This is a genomic window from Paenarthrobacter sp. TYUT067, assembly GCF_023656375.1.
In the GTDB taxonomy this organism is placed as follows: Bacteria; Actinomycetota; Actinomycetes; order Actinomycetales; family Micrococcaceae; genus Arthrobacter.
In genome coordinates, this window is sequence record NZ_JAMOIT010000017.1 from 67,115 (window position 1) to 89,264 (window position 22,150).

The 22,150-nt window shown below is 62.4% G+C and carries 22 protein-coding genes; 8 read left to right on the forward strand and 14 right to left on the reverse strand.

The genetic code is table 11. The annotated features are described in order from the left end of the window. Nucleotides 1-5 precede the first annotated feature (5 nt). On the reverse strand, nucleotides 6-407 hold the full coding sequence (locus tag MOD31_RS15810; protein WP_024819271.1) for a helix-turn-helix transcriptional regulator: 402 nt from the start codon (nucleotides 405-407) through the stop codon (nucleotides 6-8). 260 nt (nucleotides 408-667) lie between these two features. Between MOD31_RS15810 and MOD31_RS15815 the strand changes: the two genes are divergently transcribed. From MOD31_RS15815 to MOD31_RS15830, 4 genes are all read left to right on the forward strand, one after another. Then, nucleotides 668-2,014, forward strand: a complete 1,347-nt coding sequence (locus MOD31_RS15815; RefSeq protein ID WP_142936918.1) for an ABC transporter substrate-binding protein — start codon at nucleotides 668-670, stop codon at nucleotides 2,012-2,014. 96 nt (nucleotides 2,015-2,110) lie between these two features. Next, nucleotides 2,111-3,076: a carbohydrate ABC transporter permease gene (locus MOD31_RS15820; RefSeq protein WP_250821087.1), complete on the forward strand. Its 966-nt coding sequence runs from the start codon at nucleotides 2,111-2,113 to the stop codon at nucleotides 3,074-3,076. After that, nucleotides 3,073-4,035: a carbohydrate ABC transporter permease gene (locus tag MOD31_RS15825; RefSeq protein WP_142936916.1), complete on the forward strand. Its 963-nt coding sequence runs from the start codon at nucleotides 3,073-3,075 to the stop codon at nucleotides 4,033-4,035. The genes MOD31_RS15820 and MOD31_RS15825 overlap by 4 nt, the downstream gene beginning before the upstream one ends. Before the next feature lie 113 nt (nucleotides 4,036-4,148). Then, the gene (locus MOD31_RS15830) at nucleotides 4,149-5,198 is read left to right on the forward strand and encodes a LacI family DNA-binding transcriptional regulator (RefSeq protein ID WP_142936915.1); all 1,050 of its coding nucleotides are present in this window, start codon (nucleotides 4,149-4,151) and stop codon (nucleotides 5,196-5,198) included. 33 nt (nucleotides 5,199-5,231) lie between these two features. Here MOD31_RS15830 and MOD31_RS15835 read toward each other — a convergent pair whose 3' ends face one another. The 5 genes from MOD31_RS15835 to MOD31_RS15855 form a co-directional block, all read right to left on the reverse strand. Then, nucleotides 5,232-6,119 (reverse strand): hypothetical protein, encoded by an 888-nt coding sequence (locus MOD31_RS15835; RefSeq protein WP_142936914.1) that lies wholly within the window; start codon nucleotides 6,117-6,119, stop codon nucleotides 5,232-5,234. A gap of 33 nt (nucleotides 6,120-6,152) precedes the next feature. Beyond that, nucleotides 6,153-6,959 (reverse strand): exodeoxyribonuclease III, encoded by an 807-nt coding sequence (locus MOD31_RS15840; RefSeq protein WP_250821088.1) that lies wholly within the window; start codon nucleotides 6,957-6,959, stop codon nucleotides 6,153-6,155. 62 nt (nucleotides 6,960-7,021) lie between these two features. After that, the gene (locus tag MOD31_RS15845) at nucleotides 7,022-7,588 is read right to left on the reverse strand and encodes an HdeD family acid-resistance protein (protein WP_250821089.1); all 567 of its coding nucleotides are present in this window, start codon (nucleotides 7,586-7,588) and stop codon (nucleotides 7,022-7,024) included. 28 nt (nucleotides 7,589-7,616) lie between these two features. Further along, nucleotides 7,617-8,243: a response regulator transcription factor gene (locus MOD31_RS15850; protein WP_142936911.1), complete on the reverse strand. Its 627-nt coding sequence runs from the start codon at nucleotides 8,241-8,243 to the stop codon at nucleotides 7,617-7,619. Then, complete coding sequence (locus tag MOD31_RS15855) at nucleotides 8,240-9,490, reverse strand: sensor histidine kinase (RefSeq protein ID WP_250821090.1); 1,251 nt, start codon at nucleotides 9,488-9,490, stop codon at nucleotides 8,240-8,242. Before MOD31_RS15855 ends, MOD31_RS15850 begins: the two co-directional genes overlap by 4 nt. A 195-nt stretch (nucleotides 9,491-9,685) precedes the next feature. Between MOD31_RS15855 and MOD31_RS15860 the strand changes: the two genes are divergently transcribed. Continuing rightward, complete coding sequence (locus tag MOD31_RS15860) at nucleotides 9,686-10,258, forward strand: heme-binding protein (protein WP_223941598.1); 573 nt, start codon at nucleotides 9,686-9,688, stop codon at nucleotides 10,256-10,258. A gap of 32 nt (nucleotides 10,259-10,290) precedes the next feature. Continuing rightward, nucleotides 10,291-11,034 (forward strand): ankyrin repeat domain-containing protein, encoded by a 744-nt coding sequence (locus MOD31_RS15865; RefSeq protein WP_250821116.1) that lies wholly within the window; start codon nucleotides 10,291-10,293, stop codon nucleotides 11,032-11,034. On the opposite strand, the gene MOD31_RS15870 is transcribed toward MOD31_RS15865, so the two are convergent. Genes MOD31_RS15870 through MOD31_RS15880 form a run of 3 tightly spaced genes read right to left on the reverse strand, consistent with a single transcriptional unit; the run spans nucleotide 11,035 to nucleotide 13,707 of the window. Beyond that, nucleotides 11,035-12,249 carry an acetyl-CoA acetyltransferase gene (locus MOD31_RS15870; RefSeq protein WP_250821091.1) on the reverse strand — a complete coding sequence of 405 codons (1,215 nt, stop codon included), beginning with the start codon at nucleotides 12,247-12,249 and terminating at the stop codon, nucleotides 11,035-11,037. Further along, nucleotides 12,246-12,956, reverse strand: coding sequence for a CoA transferase subunit B (locus MOD31_RS15875; RefSeq protein ID WP_250821092.1), 711 nt, complete (start codon nucleotides 12,954-12,956; stop codon nucleotides 12,246-12,248). The genes MOD31_RS15870 and MOD31_RS15875 overlap by 4 nt, the downstream gene beginning before the upstream one ends. A gap of 19 nt (nucleotides 12,957-12,975) precedes the next feature. Continuing rightward, complete coding sequence (locus tag MOD31_RS15880; RefSeq protein ID WP_250821093.1) at nucleotides 12,976-13,707, reverse strand: CoA transferase subunit A; 732 nt, start codon at nucleotides 13,705-13,707, stop codon at nucleotides 12,976-12,978. Between the two features lie 180 nt (nucleotides 13,708-13,887). On the opposite strand from MOD31_RS15880, the gene MOD31_RS15885 reads away from it, so the two are divergent. Next, nucleotides 13,888-14,661, forward strand: coding sequence for an IclR family transcriptional regulator (locus MOD31_RS15885; protein ID WP_250821094.1), 774 nt, complete (start codon nucleotides 13,888-13,890; stop codon nucleotides 14,659-14,661). A 44-nt stretch (nucleotides 14,662-14,705) separates the two neighbouring features. On the opposite strand, the gene MOD31_RS15890 is transcribed toward MOD31_RS15885, so the two are convergent. Beyond that, nucleotides 14,706-15,296: a GNAT family N-acetyltransferase gene (locus MOD31_RS15890; protein WP_142936906.1), complete on the reverse strand. Its 591-nt coding sequence runs from the start codon at nucleotides 15,294-15,296 to the stop codon at nucleotides 14,706-14,708. A gap of 208 nt (nucleotides 15,297-15,504) precedes the next feature. Between MOD31_RS15890 and MOD31_RS15895 the strand changes: the two genes are divergently transcribed. Next, nucleotides 15,505-16,185: a fasciclin domain-containing protein gene (locus MOD31_RS15895; protein ID WP_142936905.1), complete on the forward strand. Its 681-nt coding sequence runs from the start codon at nucleotides 15,505-15,507 to the stop codon at nucleotides 16,183-16,185. 88 nt (nucleotides 16,186-16,273) lie between these two features. Here MOD31_RS15895 and MOD31_RS15900 read toward each other — a convergent pair whose 3' ends face one another. The 4 genes from MOD31_RS15900 to fdhA form a co-directional block, all read right to left on the reverse strand. Next, nucleotides 16,274-18,214 (reverse strand): BCCT family transporter, encoded by a 1,941-nt coding sequence (locus MOD31_RS15900; RefSeq protein WP_250821095.1) that lies wholly within the window; start codon nucleotides 18,212-18,214, stop codon nucleotides 16,274-16,276. Nucleotides 18,215-18,518: 304 nt separating this feature from the next. Further along, nucleotides 18,519-19,325, reverse strand: coding sequence for an IclR family transcriptional regulator (locus MOD31_RS15905; RefSeq protein ID WP_250821096.1), 807 nt, complete (start codon nucleotides 19,323-19,325; stop codon nucleotides 18,519-18,521). Nucleotides 19,326-19,489: 164 nt separating this feature from the next. Further along, entirely contained in the window at nucleotides 19,490-20,719 is a 1,230-nt protein-coding gene (locus MOD31_RS15910) for a molybdopterin molybdotransferase MoeA (protein WP_250821097.1), read from the reverse strand. 112 nt (nucleotides 20,720-20,831) lie between these two features. Then, the gene (gene fdhA, locus MOD31_RS15915; protein ID WP_166841187.1) at nucleotides 20,832-22,049 is read right to left on the reverse strand and encodes a formaldehyde dehydrogenase, glutathione-independent; all 1,218 of its coding nucleotides are present in this window, start codon (nucleotides 22,047-22,049) and stop codon (nucleotides 20,832-20,834) included. Between the last annotated feature and the right edge of the window lie 101 nt (nucleotides 22,050-22,150).

The window sequence follows — 22,150 nt, forward strand, 5'->3', positions numbered from 1 at the left end:
GCCGATCAGCCTCGGTTGCGGTGCATCATCCGGTAGGTGAGCTCGGCGAGCAGCTCTTCATCGGAGAGGTGCGAGGCCCGGGCAATGGGAGCGCTGGGAACGGTAACCCGGGGAGGTCCCTGCCGTGATTCGTCGCCTGAGCGCATGTCGTCGGGGGTGATCATTTCCGGAGCGAAGTTCGATTTACCTTTGAGGACTTCGGACACCGAACCTGCCCTCCAGCCCAAGGCGTGCTCAAGCTTGCGTTGGTTGATCTCCTGCGTTCGCCGGGTCCCGGATTCCAGTGTGCGGACCGTCTTGATGGCAGTACCTGCCTGCTTGGCCAGCTGAACCTGGCTCAGCCCTTGTGCCAAGCGTTCTTCTTTGATCAGGCGGCCTATGGTTTGCAGTGCTTCAAGTTCATCCACGATTCCTACTTTTCCATAGGCAATAGTAGGCAATCAAATCAGCGAGGCTCGTCAGGCCGCGCGGAGTAGCGCGGAGCAGGCCGTCAACCAGCTCACCGAGCGCTCGAGGACCGCCGCCCGCGGAGAAGCGCAGGCTGCTTGGTATCGATGCGGTTACGTTATGTGTAAGCGCTTGCATTGACTGGCGAATCATGGCTAGTGTGAGCGTCACCACATCAATTGCGCCGCCGAATCTTTGTACTCAGCGAGGAGTCTTTAGCATGAAGAAAACCAAGTACCTGCTACCGGTCGCAGCCGCCGGTGTTCTGGCACTTACCCTTTCCGCCTGTAGCGGAGATGGTGGCGGTGGGGGATCCACCGCCGGCTCGGATGATTGCTCCGCCTACGAAAGCTATGGCAAGCATGACGGGAAGACCGTCTCCGTCTACTCCACCATCGTCGACGTCGAGGCAACCAATCTCGAGGAATCCTGGAAGCAGTTCGAATCCTGCACTGGCATCACCATTAAGTACGAGGGCAGCAAGGAATTCGAAACGCAGATCGGCGTGCGTGCCCAGTCCGGCACCGCCCCGGACGTTGCGATCTTCCCGCAGCCCGGCCTTCTGGCCACCCAGGCACGGGCCGGTTACCTGAAGCCCGCACCGCAGACCGTGTCCGACCTTGTGGACAAGAACTGGTCCCCGGACTGGAAGAAGTACGGCACGGTGGACGGTAAGTTCTACGCCGCTCCGATGCTCGCGAACGTCAAGGGCTTTGTTTGGTACGCGCCCAAGACCTTCAAGGACAAGGGCTGGGAAGTCCCCAAGACGTGGGACGAAATGATCGAGCTGTCCAAGAAGATCGCCGCGGATGACAAGAACATGAAGCCGTGGTGTGCCGGATTCGAGTCCGGAGAAGCAACGGGCTGGCCCGGCACGGACTGGATCGAAGACGTTGTCCTGCGCGCCCACGGCCCCGAGGTCTACGACCAGTGGGTGGCTCACCAGATTCCGTTCAATGACCCCAAGATTGTTGATTCCTTCGACAAGGCCGGCGATATCCTGCTCAACCCGGACATGGTGAACGGCGGCTTCGGTGACGTTCGCTCGATCCTCAGCACCGGGTTCGCCCAGGCCGGCCAGCCGGTCCTCGACGGCACCTGCGCCATGCACCACCAGGCCAACTTCCAGGCAGCCAACTGGCCTGCAGGAACCAACGTGGCTGAAGACGGCGACGTCTGGGCCTTCATCACCCCGCCGATTGACGAAAGCAAGGGCAAGGCAGTCACCGGTGGTGGCGAGATGGTTGGTGCTTACAAGGACACCGCTGAAGTTCAGTCGTTCCTGGCGTACCTGGCCAGCGCCGACTTCGCCAACAACCGCGTGAAGCTTGGCGGCGTGGTCAGTGCCAACAAGGGCTTGGACCCCAACAACGCACAGTCTGACCTGGACAAGCTGACCGTCCAGATCCTCCAGGACAAGGAAACCGTGTTCCGCTTTGACGGTTCGGACCTCATGCCGAGCGCAGTTGGTTCCAACTCCTTCTGGAAGGGCATCGTGCAGTGGATCAACGGCACGTCCTCCCAGGATGTTGCCAACAGCATCGAATCCAGCTGGCCTAAGAGCTAACTCCCAGAGTGCTGCCTCCCCTGACTGGTTGACCCAGCCGGGGAGGCAGTGCTTTTCCCGGAACTTAGTGATTCACTCACGCCCCGGAGGTTGGGTATGGAATTTATTGGAGAAAAACTCCTACAAGTAGTGATAGCCCTTGCGATATTCGCAGCGGTCATCGGCCTCATCATGTTGCTGGTGGACAGGGCGCCTAAGTCAGTCAAAGACAAAGTCACGGTGGCAGGATTCCTTGCTCCTGCGGCAATCCTGATGCTGGTGGGTCTGGTTTATCCGGCCATCCGCACGTCAATGCTGGCCTTCACGGATGCCAGCGGCAACGGCAATGGCTTTGATAACTTCGTGTGGATGTTCACGCAGCCTGAGGCATTGACCACGCTGCGGAACACCGTCATTTGGACCGTCCTGGTTCCACTGCTGTCGACGAGCTTCGGCCTCGCCTACGCAGTCTTCATTGATAAGGCCCGCGGCGAGCGGCTTCTCAAATCGCTGGTCTTCATGCCGATGGCCATCTCCTTTGTGGGCGCCGGCATCATTTGGAAGCTCGTCTACGACTACCGTGGCCCCAACATCGAGCAGACCGGTGTCATCAACTTCTTCAGGGTCGCCCTGGGGATGGATCCCAAGCAGTTCCTGCTGGATGCCCCGGAAAACACCATCTTCCTCATCATCGTGATGGTTTGGATCCAGACCGGCTTCGCCATGGTGATCCTGTCTGCGGCCATCAAGGGTGTCCCGGTGGAACTCATCGAGGCGGCCCGCCTGGACGGTGCCAACGCTTGGCAGCAGTTCCGCAACGTCACAGTCCCCGGCATCCGTGGAGCCCTGGTGGTGGTCTTGACCACCATTACCATCGCAACGCTGAAGGTCTTCGACATCGTGAGAACCATGACCGCCGGCAACTACGACACTTCCGTAGTCGCCAACGAAATGTACACGCAGGCTTTCCGCGCCGGTGAGCCCGGACGGGGTGCCGCGTTGGCCCTGATCCTGTTCCTCATGGTGCTGCCGATCGTCGTGTACAACGCTCGAGTCCTTCGCAAGCAAAGGGAGATCCATTGACAGCCACGCCAGCCCCGAAAGAGGCCTCGAAGGCCACCCGGCAGCGTCCTGGATCCGACCCCACGGAGGACGCCCAGCCCATCATGCGCCGCGTCAAGACCAAGCTCACTTCCAAGTGGGCAACAGCGGCAGCGATCATCATCGCCGTCGTATGGTCCGTGCCGACGTTCGGGCTCTTTGTTACCTCGTTCCGTCCTGCCGCCAAGCAGGTAGGTCCCCGGTCCGACGGCTGGTGGAATGCGTTCGTCGACTGGCAGTTCACGTTCAAGAACTACGCGGATGTCCTCACCCCGGCGGGGTCGCAATCCGCCAACCTCTCGCAATACTTCGTCAACTCCATCGCGATCGTCATCCCGGTCACCATCTTCGTGCTGGTCCTGGCGTCCATGGCTGCGTACGTTTTCGCGTGGGGCAAGTTCAAGGGCCGTGACGCTCTCTTCATCTTCGTCTTTGCCCTGCAGATCATCCCGCTCCAGATGGCCCTGATTCCGCTGCTGCAGTTCTTTACGCAGACCCTGCAGCTCCCGGCGGGTTCGTACGCCCAGCTGTGGATTGCCCACACCATGTTCGGCCTTCCGCTGGGCATCTTCCTGCTGCATAACTTCATCTCCGAAATTCCCGGTGAAGTCATTGAGGCGGCAAGGGTGGACGGCGCCGGACACAGCACCATCTTCTGGCGGATCATCCTGCCGCTGTCGGTACCGGCACTCGCCTCGCTGGCGATCTTCCAGTTCCTGTGGGTTTGGAATGACCTGCTGGTGGCGTTGGTGTTCTCCGGTGGAACGGCAGACGTTGCACCCATTACGCAGCGTCTGGCTGAGATCTCCGGTACCCGCGGTGCCAGGGACTACCTGAACCCGGCAGCAGCGTTCGTCTCCATCATCGTCCCGCTCCTGGTGTTCTTCGGATTGCAGCGCTACTTTGTGCGCGGCCTGCTGTCCGGCGGCCTCAAGGGTTAGGACTGCGGCCTCGGTTACGCAGCGCATTACGCGCCTGCGTAACCGAGGCGGCAATCTACAAATACACATTTAGGGTTTGAAGGCGGAGCAACGGCGGCCGGAGAGGGGAGCCTGTGTCAAAAACAACGGGTAGATCCCAACGCGGCGGCCATACCGGCGTCAGTATTGAGGACGTAGCTGCAGCCGCTGGAGTTTCCACGGCCACCGTTTCACGCGCCGTGCGGGGACTACCGCGGGTGTCTCCCGCCACCCGCGAGAAAATCCTCGAAGTTGCCAGTTCACTGGGATATGTTGCGTCGTCATCGGCATCAGGCTTGGCGACGGGCCGCACCCGCACCATCGGAGTCCTGGCACCTTTTGTGAGCCGGTGGTTCTTCTCCAAAGCCATAGAGGGCGCGGACCGGGAACTCCATTCACGAAAGTACAACCTCTCCCTCTTCAACTTGGGCGGCCACGGCAGCAACCGTGAGCGGCTCTTCAGCTCCACCATGGTCTACAAACAAATCGACGCACTGTTGGTGCTCTGTATGTCCCTGACAGAGGAAGAGCTGGAACACCTCCACAAAATCGACATCCCGCTGGTTGTGGTGGGTGGCCACGTTGAGGACTGCGCGTACATCGGCATCAACGATTACGACGCCGCGTCCACCGCCGTGCGGCATCTGCTGGACCTGGGCCACAAGGACATCGCATTGCTCCATGGCGACGACGAAACGGACCTGAACTTCGACGTTCCCCGCGTGCGTATCCGCGCCTTCCAGGAAGTCATGACCGACGCCGGCCTGGAAGTCCGCCCCGAGTGGGACCAGTGGGGTGACTTCACTGTCGCCAGCGGACAGCAGGCGTTTAACCGGCTCTGGAGCCAACCCGGCCGCAAACCAACAGCCATCTTCTGCTCCTCGGACGAGATGGCTATGGGCGTCATTTTTGAGGCGGGCCGTCATGGCGTCAGGGTGCCGGAAGACCTTTCCGTCATCGGGATTGACGACCACGACTTCTCGTCATCCATTGGCCTGACCACCGTGGGCCAGCGGCCCGACAACCAGGCAGAGCTGGCTACCAAGATGCTGCTGGACGAATTGGACGGCAACCCGGGAGCGGTTCATTCAGAGGTGGCCCCCCACAAGCTGATTGTCCGCGAGACAACGGCCCCGCCCAGCTAAAGGCACGAGCCCAGCTAAAAAGCACGAGCCCAGCTAGGAGGCCCGCGCCAGTTGCCGGATGGGAATCCACCGCGAGGCGAGCCTGCGGTAGGCGGCGGCCGCTCCGGTCATGTCCCCTTCAGCCAGGCACTCGATGCCGAGCCGGACATCCATGGGGGACTCGTCCGGATACACCTTGTCAGCCACGGCACCATAATCCAGCTCCACCATGGACTGGACGTGGAATAGTTCCAGCCACTCCGTGAGCTGTGTCAGGTCATCCAGCATGTCCAAATCAGGTGCGGCCAAGGCCAAATGGGCCACGGCGAAGCGGGCCCTATCCAAGGCTTCAGTAATGGGTGTCCATACCCGGACGGTGAGGATGCGCCCCTCGGACTCCACCACGTCCTTGCGGTCCGACTCACTGAAAAGCGAGAACCAGCTAAACGGAATGCCCCACGTTGAAGCCCGGGTGTGCACCCGTTTTGCGGCCTCCCCGGCGTTGATGCGATCGATCCTGGCTTGGTGCTTGTCACGCTGCGAGACCGGGATAAGGAGATCGGCCAGCGGACTGTGCACGCCATCCATGAGCGCGTTGGCCGCCAAGCCAGCCCGAATCACCAGTTGGCTGGGGCAGAAAAGCAGCCGCCCGGCGTCGTGATCTTCCGTATCCTGGGCCGCAGCGTGCCGTCCTGTGGGCACGCGCGTCATGCGTACCAAGTCCGTGCGGCCGGTGGGGAAAGGGTCGCCGCCGGAACGCGTGATGCGTCCCAGGGAGGCTTGGAGCTCCGCATTTTCGACGGCGGCCCGGGAACCGTTCTTGGTGCCTTCCGCCACGAGCTGTCGCTGCTGTTCGGGCGGGAACGCCTCGATGGGCTCGTAAATGCGCAGTGACGAAGAGAACGGCAGACCCGCCTGGCCCCGATACAGGTTTCCAGTCATATCAACCGCCCCTTTTCGTCAGTGAGCCTGTACTTAGTCCGCCAGCTCCACAATGACCGGAGCGTGGTCCGAAGCGCCTTTGCCCTTGCGTTCCTCGCGGTCGATGGAGGCGCCTGTGACCCGTGACGCCAGGGCCGGGGAGGCGAGGCAGAAGTCGATGCGCATGCCTTCCTTCTTGGGGAAGCGCAGTTGTGTGTAGTCCCAGTAGGTGTAGACGCCGGGGCCCGGGGTGTAGGGACGGACGACGTCGGTGAACCCGGCGGTTTCGAAGGCGTGGAAGGCGGCGCGCTCGGGTTCGCTGACGTGGGTGTAGTTGTTGTTGCGGAACAGCTCGATATCCCAAACGTCCTCATCGAACGGTGCGATGTTCCAGTCACCCATGAGGGCGATCTGGGCGGTGGGCTCGGCTTTGACCCATTCAGCCGCGTGGCCCTGCAGGACGTCCAGCCACTTGATCTTGTACGGCATGTGTTCGTCGTCCAGCGAGCGGCCGTTGGGAACGTACAGGCTCCAGATGCGGACGCCGCCACAGGTGGCAGCGATGGCCCGGGCTTCCTGGGCAGGATCCTTGCCTGCCTTACCGAACGCGGGCTGGTCCAGGAAGGTGCGCTGCACATCTTCCAAGCCCACGCGCGAAGCGATGGCTACACCGTTCCACTGGTTCACGCCGAAGTGCGCAACCTCGTAACCCATGCGCTCAAAGAGCTCCCACGGGAAGTTCTCGTCCTTGCACTTGGTCTCCTGGATGGCCAGGACATCGCAGTCGCTGCGCTCAAGCCAGGCCTCAACGCGGTCGGCACGGGCGCGGAGGGAGTTCACATTCCAGGTAGCTATCTTCACAGCCACTAACTTACCGAACTTGGGGCTGAGCGCATCCCCTGACGGGTTTTTACCTTGACGAACTAGCGGACGTATAGTGCGGAGGAGGATGTGAGTTTGCGGAGCCCGATGCCCGATGCGATCAGGAGCAACCCGGTAACGATCGCGAATCCGGCCAACATCCACACCAGGCCCAAGAGGCCCAGACCCGGATTCACCAGCACCACAATCCCGAACACCGTGGTGATCAGGCCGGTCAGGAACCAAACACCCCAGCTTCGGATGAAGGTCCTCGCGGCCAGCGAAAGAATAATTTGGGAAAGACCCAGGACCAGGGCCCACAATCCGATCAGCACACCGATTGCAGCCGCCGTAATTCCCGGCAAGGCAATTGCAACAATGCCGGCTGCGATGGAGATGAGCCCACCCACTATGGTCCAGCGGGATCGGCCGGCGGGGTCGTAGAAATAGTGGGCCACGCTGGTAATGCCGTCAATAATCGCAAAAACACCGAACATGACAACCACCACCAAAGCGGTGGCACTGGGCACAACAAAGATCAAGAGGCCAAAAACTATGGAAAGGGCTCCCCGGACCAGCAAAGCAGTTCCCGGGTTTTTGAACATTTTGCGATCCGCTGCATCGTCCATAGGGCTCAGCGTAACCAACCGCGTGCCTTTACCGCATCCCCTCACGCCGGATAGCTGTGGCAATTGCTGCGGCACGGGTTTCGACGCCGAGTTTGGCGTAGATATGAGCGAGGTGGGTTTTGACTGTCGCTTCGGAAATGAACAGTCTTTTCCCTAGATCACGGTTGCTGAGGCCCTGGGTTAGGAGGCTGAGCAGTTCGGCTTCGCGGGGCGTGAGAATTTCGTCCGGATTCCGTAATTGTTGGAACAGGCGGGAAGCTACCGGCGCACTCATCACGCTTTTCCCCTGCACCGCGCCACGAACGGCTGCGAAAATTTCTTCCGGCGCAGCATCCTTGAGTAAATAGCCCATGGCACCGGCGTCCACGGCCCGCACAATGTCAGCGTCCGAATCGTAGGTGGTGAACACGATGATGGCTTGCTTCGGGTTCCGCTGTCGCAGCTGTTTGGTGGCTTCAATGCCATCCATTCCAGCGCCCATTGCCAGGTCCATGAGGATTACTGCGGGTGAATGCTCTTGGGTGGCTTTCAGGGCTTCCTCGCCGGAGGACGCCTCCGCGACGACGGCGATGTCACCTTGGGTGCCCAGCAGCGCCTTGAGTCCGCTCCGAACTACCGTATGGTCGTCCACGAGGAGCACCGAGATAGTGTTCACAGGGCCTCCTTCAAAGCATGGGCCGGATCAGCTGGCTGGGTCAGTGGGAACTGCGCCGCGATGATGGTGCCTTCGCCGGGCGAGCTTTCCACGGACAATTCTCCGCCCAACTGCTCAACACGCTGCCGCATGGCACGGAGGCCGTACCCTCCGTTGGCCGACGCCGGAGGTACCGCTGCGGGATCAAAACCGCGACCGTCGTCGAACACGTCCAAGGTGACCGCATCCGGAAGGTAACCGAGCGTCACGCTGGCATGGTCCGCGCGGGCATGGAGTTTGATGTTGGCCACGGCGCTTTGGGTGACGCGGAGCAGGGCATGACGCACCTCGGATGGAAGGGGCCGCGGCTCACCGGTGACGTGGATGCTGACGGTCTCAAAGTATTGCCGTGCCGCATGTTCCAGGGCTTCCGGGAGCGGCCCGGTCTCAAGGCCGGGAGCGGAGAGCTCGTGCACCAGGCTGCGGGTGTCTGCGAGGTTGCGCCTGAGCAAATCTGTTGCTTTGCGGACGTCATGGTGGGCGGATTCGGCTGGCCAGGAGCGTTGGGCGGCCTCGAGGAGGAGCAGGCTGCTGGCCAGGCCTTGGGTGACGGTGTCGTGGATTTCACGGGAAACCCGCTCGCGCTCGGTGGCGATTCCGGCTTCGCGTTGCTTGGCGGCGAGTTGCTCCTGGGCTCGGGTGACGTCGTTGAAGAGCCTGCGTTGCAGTGCCGCATCGCGCTCAATCTTGTCGTAGATCAGCGTGAGCAGGGCGCCCGCCGCGAGAGGCCCCAGCAGCATGGCGATGTCCGTCCAGCCGCTCATGCGGAAGAGCCCGACGGCGGTAGCGGCCGCCGTCGCGCCTCCCGCCACGTAGCCGGCCCAACCGCGGAAGGCCGTGCGCGTGAGGAAGAAAATGGCGAAGGAACACCATGCGAAGCTCGGAGCGACCACCACCAACGCGGCCCACGCTGTCACTAACGCCACCATCCACGGGATCCACAACCGGTGAGTGCGTTGACCCGGCGGCTGCCGGTGAGCCAGTGGTTGGCGGTGAGCCAGCACCGCGGTCACCGCATACAGCGCGCACACGGCCACGGCCAAAGCAACGGTCCACAGGTTGTCCGCGGGGGAGTGTCGCATAACGTACCGGACCGCGGAGGCCACCATCAGGACGGCGAAGCCCAAGTGCACCACAGCATCAATGCGGCCATCAATCCGGCTGCTGTGCTGGTTGCCAGGTTCGAGCCTAGGATGAGCAGTTGGCATGGGTGGTTCCCGTTCCGGGTTTCGGTGGAAGGCGTTCTTTCCATGCTAGATCCCACGCAGTCATTGGTCTCTCCACCTTTTGGCTGATACAGGTGGCGGAAAGGCTGAGCCCGGGAACGGCGCCCGGCCGATGTGGCGTCGGACGGTTCGCGAAAGCATGGAGACGTACCCGATGCTTACTACGAGGAGAACCCTGTGAAGAAGTCCAACAAGATGATCGCCGCCGCCGCTGCCGGAGCATTGCTGCTCACCGGCGGTGTCACTGCTGTGGCCAACGCCGTGTCACCAGCCGCCGCACCCGCCGCGCCCGTGAAAGTTGCCGCAGAAGTTCAGCCGGCACCGGAGAACGTTGTAGCCCAGAACCGCATTTCCGTGGGCGCCTCAAGCGCCGCCGTCAACGCTGCGCTTGCCAAGTGCCAGGCGGACAAGCTGCCGTTCGTGACTGTTGCCCTGGTTGACCGTTTCGGCACCGTTCAGGCCCTGCTCCGCGGTGACAACGCCGCCGAGCACACCATCGAAGCCGCCAAGCAGAAGGCCTACACGGCCGCAGCTTTCGGTGCCCCCACCAGCGAGCTCGCCAAGCGCATCAACGGCAACGGCCCCTCCATCGCCGACCTCCCGGGCACCTTGTTCCTGTCCGGCGGCGTTCCGCTGAAGGTCAACGGCGTTTCCGTTGCAGGGATCGGTGTGGGCGGTGCTCCCGACGGCGCCCTCGACGAAGCCTGTGCAACCGCTGGCGCTGATGCCTTGGCCGTGGCAGCGAAGTAGCCATGAACCCTCTTGGAGTTTTTGTACAGATGATGCCCTTATGGGAGCGTTTTAGGGGCGTTATCTGTACAAAAACGCGGGTGGTGGGGGCGGGCGTGCTGGTGCTCGGGCTGCTGTCCGGATGTACGACGGCGGCGTCCCCGCCTTCCAGCCCGGCCGCGCCTTCCAGCCCGGTGCCGACTCAATCAGTCCCCACCCAAGCCGCGCCGTCGAGCGTAAGTCCCGTCCCGTCGTCGTCGGCTGCTGTACCGGCTCAACAATCAACGGAACTGTCACCGGAGGCCCAACTGGAAATTGACCGACTCCTGATCCTTGCCGCGAAAGCCAACGACGCTGCGAGGGTGCGCGAACTGATCGCGGCCGGCGGCAACGTCAACGCCAAGGACGACATCCAGGACTCCGCGTTCCTTTATGCCGGTGCTGAGGGCTTCAACGAGGTCCTGCAACTGACGCTGGCTGCGGGAGCGGACGTTCGCAGCATCAACAGGTACGGCGGCACGGCCCTGATCCCGGCGAGCGAGCATGGGCACACGGACACCGTGCGGATCCTGATCGCGGCGGGTGTGCCCGTGGACCACGTCAATAACCTGGGCTGGACCGCCCTGCAGGAAGCCATCCTGCTCAATAACGGCGGCCCCAAGCAGCAGGACGTGGTCCGGCAACTGCTCGCGGCCGGAGCCAACCCGGACATCCGTGACCCCCAAGGCCGAACCGCCCTGCAGAACGCAGAGCGGCTCGGGTTCACGGAGATCGCGGCGCTGATCCGGGCGCGCTAGCTACAGCGCTTCCAGCACGCTCACGTAGTTGGCGATGCCCACGCCGCCCATGTTCTGCACAGCTCCGCGGCGGGCGTTCGCTAGTTGCATGTCGCCCGCGGTCCCGCTGAGCTGCATCGCGGCAATAACGTGCTGCGACACGCCAGTGGCACCCACCGGGTGGCCCTTCGCCTTGAGTCCGCCGGAGACGTTGACGGGCAGCTTGCCGTCCTTATAAACCCAGCCTTCCTGGATGGCACGCGCGCCCTCGCCGCGCGGAGTGAGACCCATGGCCTCGTACATAATGAGCTCGGCGATGGTGAAGCAGTCGTGCACCTCGGCGAAGTCCAGATCCTCAATGCCCACGCCCGCCATGGTGAAGGCGCGCTCCCACGAGGCGCGGGTGGCGGCGAACTCGGTAGGGTCGCGCTTCTCCGCCGGGAAAAAGTCGTTGGCATGACCGAAACCAGCAAGACGCACAGGTGCAGTTGCGCCGCCGGTAGCCGACGTTGAAAGCACGACGGCGGCAGCACCGTCCGAGACCGGCGAACAGTCAGTGCGGCGCAGGGGCTCGGCCACCATGGGGTTCTTCTCGGAGATAGTTCGGCAGAACTCCACGCCGAAGTCCCGGTGCATCTGGGCGTACGGGTTGTCCATGCCGTTGTGGTGGTTCTTGGCGGCGATGGAGCCAAGGACATCGCTGAGGCCGTTCTCAAAACCCGGGCCGCTGATTCCAGCGCCGTAACGCTTGCCGTAGTGCTTGGCCACCTCCGCGAACAGGCCCGTGAACCCGGTGGAGGACGCTTTGCCGGCCATCTCGTACGAAGCACCGAGGAGGGCTGCTCCCACGACGTCCGCGCCAGCGTCGGTCATTTTCTCGGCCCCGATCACCAGGACGTTCCGGGCAGTTCCGGCGAGGACGGCCTTGACGCCCTGCTGGAACGCGGCCGATCCGGAGGCGCAAGCATTCTCAGTGCGCGTTGCGGGGACGTTGGCCAGGTCCGCAGACAACTGGAGTGCCAGCGACGACGTGAATCCCAGAGGCTGCATGCCCGAGTTGAACTGTCCAAGGTAGATCTCGTCGATGTCCTTGGGGTCCAGGCCGGAGTTGCTGATGGCTTCGCCGGCAACCTGGACGATCAGCGACTCCAATGTCTCATCGCTCAGTTTCCCGAACTTGCTGTGCCCCCAACCGGTGAGCAGGATGTCTTTGCCGAACTGGTCTTTCAGGCTCATGCGTTGGCTCCTTCAAGCGTGTGTTCCTCAGAGATGGGTTCTTCAGAGGCAAGCGCCACCGCAAACTCAGCCTCGGTCTTGCTACGGATCTCCTCCACCGTGACGCCCGGGGCGAGGCGGGTCAGCAGCAGCCTCGTGCCGCCGTCGTGCGTTTCAGCGTCAGGCACGATGTCGAAAACGGCCAGGTCCGTGATGATCCTGTCCACGCACTTGAGTCCCGTGAGGGGCAGCGTGCATTCGGTGACGATCTTGGCCGAACCGTCCTTGGCATTGTGCTCGGTGAGGACCACCACCCGCGGTGTCCCGGCCACCAAATCCATGGCGCCGCCCATACCCTTGACCATCTTGCCGGGGATGGTCCAGTTGGCAAGGTCGCCGCTGCCGGACACCTGCATGGCGCCCAGGATGGCCACCTTCACGTGCCCGCCGCGGATCATGCCGAACGAGGTAGCGGAGTCGAAAATGCTGCCGCCGGGGGTGATGGTGACGGTCTGCTTGCCGGCGTTGATGAGGTCCGCATCTTCTTCGCCCTCATAGGGGAAGGGGCCCATTCCAAGCAAGCCGTTTTCGCTTTGGAGGACCACCCGCACGCCGTGGGGCAGGTTGTTGGCCACCAGAGTGGGGATGCCGATACCGAGGTTGACGTAGTCGCCGTCGTTCAATTCTTCGGCCGCGATGGTGGCCATCTGGTCACGTGTCCATGCCATGGTGATGTGCTCCTTTGCTTTAGACCGTCAGTGCTTCAGCGCGCTGTGCTTCCGGGCGTTGGCGGACGGTTCGCTGTTCGATGTCCTTGACCCGGTTGGTTGCCTGGACGAGCCGCTGGACGTAGACGCCCGGGGTGACGATGTGGTTGGGGTCCAGCTCGCCCGGCTGCACAATGACCTCCGCCTCGGCGATGGTCACTGTGCCTGCCGTGGCCACCACCGGGTTGAAGTTCCGCGCCGTGTAGCGGTAGATCAGGTTCCCGTCCGTGTCCGCGGTGTGTGCATGAACCAGCGCGACGTCGGCGGTGATGGCGCGCTCGCGGACGTAAGTTACGCCGTCGAACTCTTCCAGCGGCTTGCCTTCGGCAACCAAGGTGCCCACGCCGGTGCGCGTGTAGAAGGCCGGGATACCCGCGCCGCCGGCGCGGAGGCGTTCGGCCAGCGTGCCCTGCGGGGTGAACTCGACTTCGAGTTGGCCAGCCAGGTATTGCTCAGCGAAGAGCTTGTTCTCGCCCACGTAGGAAGCAATGACTTTGCGGACCTGGCCCGCCTCGATCAGCACGCCCAGGCCCTTGCCATCCACACCCATGTTGTTCGAGACGATGGTGAGGTCCTTGGCGCCCGACTCGCGGACGGCGTCGATCAGGTCGGCGGGGATGCCGCTCAAGCCAAAACCTCCGACGGCGATGGTCAGGCCGTCTGCCATCAGGTCGTGGAGCGCTTGGGCTGCGCTTGATTGGATCTTGGCCATGCTGGGCTCCTCTTTGAGTTCGTTTCAGGTGATCCACTTTGTGGACTGTGGTGTCTCTTGAGAAGGAGCCTAGTTTTGCTTGGCAGGACGGTCAATCTTCACTGTGGAAGGAGACTCAGGGTGTGGACGGTACACTGAAAGCTGTCCATATTGTGGATGATTTCTTTTTGAGGGGGTCTCATGGTGGTTCAGGGAGCGCAGGTGGTGGGCCGGGTAGCCCTGCTGCTGCGGCTGGTGGGACGGAAGCCCGAAGGCACGTCACTGGCAGGCTTGGTACGCGAGTCCGGGTTGACCCGGCCAACAGTGCACCGGCTGCTGACGTCGCTGGCTGCTGAGGGATTGCTGGAACACGACTCGGGCTCTGGAAAGTGGGTTCTGGGGCCGGAGATCTTTCTGCTGGGTTCGGTGGCTGCTGCGCGTTTCCCCATGGAGGACATTGCTCGGCCGTCGCTGCGCCGGTTGGCTGCCGAGACAGGGGAGAGTGCCTTCTTTTCCATCCGACGTGGAAACGAAACAGTGTGCGTGCTGCGCGAGGAAGGTTCTTTCCCGGTACGGTCCTTCGTGCTGCACGAAGGCGTGCGCTTTCCGTTGGGAGTGGCGTCAGCGGGGACGGCGATCATGGCTTTCCTGCCTCCCGATGAGCAGGAACTCCTATTGGGGGACTGGCCAGCGCATGCCGGGGAGTTCGCCGTGGGACATCCTGCAGATGTAGTGCGGGAAAATCTCGAACGGACCCGGCTGACCGGTTACTCCGTCAATCCCGGGCTAATCCTTGAAGGTAGCTGGGGCATGGGTGCTGCCGTATTCGACCAGCAGGGACGGCCGGCGTGGGCTCTGTCCTTGACGGGAATTGAACCCAGGTTCCGCCCGGACCGCCAGGATTTCCTTGGCAAGCTGCTGCTCGAGGAAGCACACCGAATGAGCGCGCGGTTGCAGGCCACCGGATCCAACTGAGTCGCATTTGTGCGCGTTTTGAGCGCTCAAAACGCGCTGTGCTGCTACCTTGTTGGGGTGGGTTGGGTGAGGTCCAGGCGCATCAGGACTCGTGGGAAGCCATTAAGGACCGACGTCGTCTCGGTCACCTTCTTGAAGCCAGCCTTTTCGAATAATCTGCGGGTGCCCACGTAGGCCATGGTCAGGTCCACTTTGGAGCCCTTGTTATCCACGGGATAACCCTCAATGGCGGGCGCTCCGTGGCTCTTGGCGAAGTCGATTGCCCCGCGAAGCAGCTCGTGGGAGATCCCTCTGCCTCGATGTCCGGGGCGCACCCGAATGCACCAGACCGACCACACGTTGGTTTCGTCCACGTGGGGGATCTTTCGGTTCTTCGCGAAAGTGGTGTCCGCGCGAGGGTGGACCGCTGCCCACCCCACTACTTGGTCGCCGTCGTACGCCAAAACGCCGGGAGGAGGATCCTCGGCCACCAGCTTCTTCACGAACTTCCCGCGCTCCTGTTTCTGGAGCTCCTGGTTCAGTTTCGACGGGATCCTGTAGCTCAGGCACCAGCACACGTTGGAATCGGGGCTCTTGGGCCCCACCATCGTCTTCACGTCATCGAACACCGTTGCGGGGCGAACCTCGATAGCCATGCGGACCATCCTGTCACCCGCGGTGGGCCTGCGTTCTGCCTATCCCAACAAATTTCAAAACTTTTTCAATCCGGACCCATCCACCCCGTCCCACCCTCCGAATAGCTGGTGAGACACAAACCGCAGGTGAAGCAAAAGCAGCACCTGCAACCCGCGTCCCACCAACCAATGGATCCAACGCCCTGGTTCCAAAAACAAGGAGAATGACATGTTGTCCACAAAGCGCCCCGCCCTCGCCTTCGTTGGCCTCACTGCAGCCGCCCTTCTCGGACTTACTGCCTGTGGTGGTTCAAGCACCACCAGCACCCCGGCAGCTTCCTCTGCTGCTCCGGAAACCTCCATGGCGGCACCGTCGCCGTCCTCCTCCCCCATGAGCAGCGCAGCCATGGATCCGGCCGCTAACCTGGTGGGCCCCGGCTGCGCCGGCTACGCCGCACAGGTTCCGGACGGTGCCGGTTCGGTAGCCGGCATGGCCTTGGATCCGGTAGCCGTGGCAGCGTCGAACAACCCGCTCCTCAAGACACTGACCTCCGCTGTTTCCGGCAAGCTCAATCCCAAGGTTGATCTTGTTTCCACCCTGAATGGCAGCGAATTCACGGTCTTCGCACCCGTTGACGATGCTTTCGCGAAGATCGACCCCGCAACAATCGAGACGCTCAAGACGGACGATGCCCTGCTGAGCAAGATTCTCACCTACCACGTAGTCCCCGGTCAGCTGAGCCCGGACCAGATCGTCGGCACCCACAAGACTGTTCAGGGTGGCGAAGTGACGGTTGCCGGCACCAAGGATGCCCTCACGGTTGACGGAGCTTCCAACGTGATCTGCGGTGGCGTAAAGACCGCCAACGCCACGGTTTACCTGATCGACTCGGTGCTGATGCCCAAATAAGCCATAGGGCTTAGCAACACAAGCAACAAAGCAATACCAACAACAAAGCAGGCGCCGGAATCCGGCGCCTGCTTTGTTGTGTTGGGGACTATCTGTTGGTGTCTTGCTCGGGTTTGCCAACCAAGGGGATGGTGCCTGTGCCTGTTCCTCCGACGCATTCGGTCTCAGTGCACTTTTCAGCGCACTCGTGCCTGGTGACGAGGTCGAACTGAACGCCGCCGTGCTGCTCGACGCCTGTCCGGATGGCCCGTTCCACAACCGAGGTGGCCAAGCGCTTGTGCAACTGCAGGGGGTCGCGCCGAAGGTCCTTGACCAGCGCGAAACAGAGCAGCAGCATGACGATGATGAATGGCAGGGCAGCCACAATGGTCACTCGTTGAAGGCCTGACAATGCTTCCGAGGGTTTGTCGCCGCCGGCAAGCAGCATGACTGCTGCCACGGCGCCGGTGAGGCTTCCCCAGAAGACCACCACTCCGCGCCGCGGGTGCTCAGCACCGTTGGAGCTAAGGGATCCCATCACAATGGAGGCAGCGTCTGCGCCGGTGACGAAGAAGATCGCCACCAGGACCATGGCCAGGACGATCACGGCTGCGGTCAGCCAGCCAGGCATCCCCAGGTTCTTCACGAGGTCGAAGAGAGCGCCGTCGAAGTTGATGGAGGGAGCGCCGTCCACCATGGTCACCAGCCCGGGAGTGCCGGCCTTGTCCGCTTCCTGCTGAACGTGGAAGGCAGCGCCGCCGAAGATACCGAACCAGATCACGCTAACTACGCTGGGCACCAGCAGCACGCCGGTGACGAACTGGCGGATGGTGCGTCCACGGCTGATGCGGGCGATGAACATTCCTACGAAGGGCGTCCAGGAGATCCACCATGCCCAGTAGAAGATGGTCCAGCTCGTCATCCAGCTGCGCAGGGAGTCGTCTCCCACGGCTTCGGTGCGTGAGGACATTTCAGCCAGATCGCGGGCATAGTCACCAACGGCCGAGGGAATCAGGTTGAGGATAAACAGGGTGGGGCCTGCAACAAACACAATGAGGGCCAGGACTACCGCCAGCACCATGTTGATGTTGGACAGCCATTGGATGCCGCGGCTGATGCCGGATACTGCTGATGCCACAAAGCAGAACGTCAGGATGGCAACGATGACCACCAGCACGGGAGTGCCGATTTCACCCAGCCAGCCGTTGGAGGTCATGCCGCTGCCGATCTGCAGGGCACCGAGGCCCAGTGAGGCGGCGGTACCGAAGAGCGTGGCGAAGATGGCCAGAATGTTGATGAACTTGCCCAGCGGGCCCTCCACCATGCGAATGCCAAAGAGTGAGGTGAAGGCTGCGGAGACCAGTTGCTTGCGTCCCAGCCGGTAAGTGCCGTAAGCCATGGCGATGCCGACTACTGCGTACATGGCCCAGGGGTGCAGGGTCCAGTGGAAGATGGATGTGGCCATCGCAGTCTGGATTGCGGCCGGTGTGCGGCCGTCCACTGTTCCCGGCGGTGGCGAAATGTAGTGGTAGAGCGGCTCGGCCACACCATAGAACATGAGTCCGATTCCCATGCCGGCGGCGAACATCATGGCCACCCAGGAGACGGTTCGGAACTCGGGCTTCTCACCATCCTTGCCCAGTGGGATGTTGCCGAACTTGCCCAGGGCGAGCCACAGGACGAAGACGACGAACAAGGAGGCGAGGACCATGAAGAGCCAGCCTGTGTACTCCATGACCCAGTTCAGGGCACCTTTGGAGGTATCGGAGAGGCTGTCGCGTCCCACAAAGCCCCAGATCACGAAGGCGACGGCGATGGCGCCCGTGATCCCGAAGGTGACTTTGTCCAGGGTAAGTTTGCGGTTCCGGCGGGCTGAAACAGCCTGCTCGGTCTTGGCGTGGCGCAGCTCTTCCATGATCTGTTCGTGTTCTGCGGAATCAGGAAGTGCCTCTGCGCCTCCGTCCTCAGCGTTGAGCGCGGCCAAGGTGGTGTCGGGGTCGATAGGTAATTCCTCGGGTGTCAGCGGTTTTGTGTCACTGTTTAAGGCCATGAGCGGGTCCTTTGCTCGGCGTGTCATGAGGCTGCGTTTCTTACGGGCCTTGGTTAATGGATTGGTGGGGAGGTGGGGTGCTTCGCGGAGTGTTCCGCAGGAATCAACAACATCCGCGCTATGCAACAGAGTGCGCTCCGTCACATGCAAAGTCAAGGGATTTTGGCTCTTTGACAGCAGATTGATATATCAATTGGCTGGAAGTAGCTGAGTTGCGTATCATGGGCTCCGTTGCGAATTGCGCATCGTGAATGGCGCCGCGGTAGCAGTCACCCCGGACGGTTGTGAGGTTATGGCCGAAGGGCTAGCGGTGCCTGTAGCCCATGCGGGCGCTGATGGTCAGGCCGGCCTCCCGAAGGCCCTCAATGAGTCCGGGCTGTTCCTCCGGAGAAAAGCGGAACGACGGCCCGGAAATGCTGACGGCGGCTATGACGCTGCCGGCGTGGTTGAAGATCGGCACGGCAATGGCAGTAAGGCCGATTTCAAACTCTTCGTGGACTGTGGCGTACCCGTTCCGGGCCACGTCCAGCAGCTGCTTCTCCAGATCGCCGCGGTTCGTGACAGTTCGAGGCGTCCGTGCGGGCAGGCCCACTGCCTTGAAAACCTGGGCTCGTTCATCGGCGGTCAACGCCGCAAGAAGGACTTTGCCGCTGGAGGTGGCGTGCAGCGGCGTCAGGCTTCCCACCCAGTCGTACGTGGCCAGCGTTGAGGGCCCCATGGCCTGATCCACGTTGACGGCGTAGTTTGACCGCAGGACGGCGAGGTTGACCGTCTCCTTGTATTCGGCGGCCAGCGACTCCAAAACCTGGCGTGCCTCGTGCACCACGCTGAGCCTGCCAGGAATGGACGATGCGAGGCGGAGGATTCCGAAACCCAACTGATACTTGCCGCGTTCACTGTTCTGCCGGACGATCTCACGGCTGACCAAGGACCCCACCAACCGGGACACCGTGGATTTGTGGATGCCCATTTCCTCGGCGATTTCACTCACTCCGGCATCGCCTTCGCGGGCCAGGATTTCCAGGATCTGGAGCGCACGGTCCACCGATTGCACGCCGCCACCTGGGGCGTCCACGTCCTTGTCAGGGTCCGGGTTGTTGTTTGCGGCCATGGTGCCTCGTGTCATTGTCCAAGCAGGCCGCCGTAAGCCGGTAGCCATGTTCGGCCTGCACCCTCGTCTTTCCTCATCCTAGACGGAGTTTTCCACGGGCCTCGACTCGGACCACGGACCCTTTCACACCACGGGCCTCGACTCACACCATGGGCAGCGACCAGCTAAGTCCAGGGCAGCGGCAGCACCGGCACGGGCGCTCCGGCTGCCACGCCTTCAGGAGGCACTGCCATGTATCCATGTGCCCAGGCAAGCCCACGCATCATTCCCGGACCCGTGTGGGAGGCCGGGAACACCAGGCCATGAACTACGGTGCAAGGAATTAGCCGTGTTCGCCGTGGGTCCGGTTCAATGTCAGCCCCGGACGTCATGGGGCTGGCTTCAGTGAGGGGCCTGTTTCCCAGCGCAGCCAGCAGGGGTTCGCCAAGGGTCATCAGCGCCATCATGGCCGCCAGCGGGTTCCCCGGAAGCCCGATGATGAACCGACCATCAGGAAGTTCCGCCAGCACTGCCGGATGTCCCGGGCGCATGGCTATCCCGTCCAGTAAGAGCCTGCCGCCCAGCGCCGTGACGGCGTCGCGGAAATGGTCCGTGCCTGATTTCCCTGTTCCGCCGGTGGTAATCGTGACGTCCGGCCGTTCGGCGTCGGGAACTGAGCCTTCAGGAGCGCCGCTCAGTGCCGCCATCCACTCGTCATACGAGTCGCCGATTCTTTGCTGTCCGCGAGGCTCCCCGCCCAGTTGCGAAATGACAGTATCCAAGTGGGGACCGAAGGCGTCGCGGACCTGTCCCGGTGCAGGCTCACCTGAGGTGACTACTTCGGAGCCGGTAAGCACGACGGCGACCCTCGGCTTGCGTTGTATCCGGACGTGATCGTGGCCTGCTACAGCGGCCAGGGCGATGTGTGCCGGGTTGAGGAGGGTGCCGGCGTGTATGAGGACGTCGCCGGTGGTGGCTTCTTCTCCGGCCGGACGAATGTGACGGCCGGGGAGTGTTTCGTCGGGCGTTGAATCGGGCCTGAGGGTGAGGTGCCCGGCGTCGGAGACGCGGCCGCTCTCCTTGCGCAGGATGGACGTGGCACCTGCGGGGACGAGCCCTCCGGTGGCGATAGCGCTGGCTTGCCCTGCGGCGAGCGGCCCACCCGGCGTGGTTAACTTCCATGGGCCGCCGCCGTTAATGGCCCAACCGTCCATGGCAGATGAGGCATAGTGCGGGAGATTTCGTGGCGCGGTGACGGGGCTGGTGAGCGTGCCGCCGATTGCTTCGCGGAGGGTAACTGCCACGGAGGGTAGCGGCGTGGCGCATGTGTAGGACAGCTGCCGCGCTTCGGCCCAGGTAGGCGCATGCCGCCGGACATGGGTGGTGCCGGGGGCGGCTCTTTCTTGGGTGAGCATGGTTCTTCGCTTCCTGGGGTAGTGCTGCTGTTCCAACGCAGATACCGGGGACTGCACGGCCTTCCCGTAATGCGTGCCGCGCAGTCCCCGGTATCAGTTGATGCGTACTGTATTAGCCCTTCACGTAGCCGTTGGGGTTCAGCACGAACTTTGTTGCCGATCCGGCGTCGAACTCGGCGTAGCCGCGCGGAGCGTCCTCGAGCGGGATGGCCTTGGCGTTGACGGCCTTGGCGATCTGGACCTTGTCATGGAGGATGGCCATCATCAGCTGGCGGTTGTACTTCATGACGGGGCACTGGCCGGTGGTGAAGGACAAGGACTTTGCCCAGCCGGTACCGAGGGACAGTGAGAGGGAGCCGTGCTTGGCTGCCTCGTCGATTCCACCCGGATCGCCAGTGACGTAGAGGCCCGGGATGCCCAGGGAGCCGCCGGCGGCGGTGATGTCCATGAGGGAGTTCAGCACGGTCGCCGGAGCCTCGTGGGAGGCATCCTTGCCGTGGCCGCGGGCTTCGAAACCAACAGCGTCCACGCCGCAATCCACTTCCGGAACTCCAAGGATCTGTGCGATCTGCTCCTTGGGATCGCCGTTGGAGACGTTGACGGTTTCGCAGCCGAAGGATCGCGCCTGCGCCAGCCGGTCCTCGTTCATGTCGCCCACAATCACGACGGCGGCGCCAAGCAACTGGGCGCCGACGGCGGCGGCAAGGCCCACAGGCCCGGCACCAGCGATGTAAACCGTGGATCCTACGCCCACGCCGGCAGTAACCGCGCCGTGGAAGCCGGTGGGGAAAATGTCCGAGAGCATGGTCAAGTCCATGATCTTTTCCAGGGCCTGATCGCGGTCCGGGAAGCGCAGCAGGTTCCAGTCAGCGTAGGGAACCAGCACGAACTCTGCTTGCCCGCCTACCCAGCCGCCCATGTCAACGTAGCCGTAGGCGCTGCCAGGACGGTCGGGGTTGACGTTGAGGCAAATGCCGGTCTTCTGTTCCTTGCAGTTCCGGCAGCGGCCACAGGAGATGTTGAACGGTACGGAGACGATGTCGCCTACCTTGATGAACTCGACGTCGGGTCCCACCTCCACCACTTCGCCGGTGATTTCGTGGCCGAGGACCAGGTCCTTCGGAGCCGTGGTGCGGCCGCGGACCATGTGCTGGTCCGAACCGCAGATGTTGGTGGTTACCGTCCGGAGGATCGCGCCGTGCGGTACTTTCCTTCCGACGTTGGCAGGGTTGACGCCTGGTCCGTCTTTGAGCTCAAACGTGGGGTAGTCAGTGTCGATGATCTCAACGACACCGGGTTCCTTGTAGGCGACTGCTCTGTTTCCTGACATGGTCACTCCCTATTCTTTGGCTGTTACTGACATTGCTGCCCAATGGACCGAAAACGGCGCTTCGATGAGGAAATACCTCCCCAGGTTTCAGGCACCGAAGC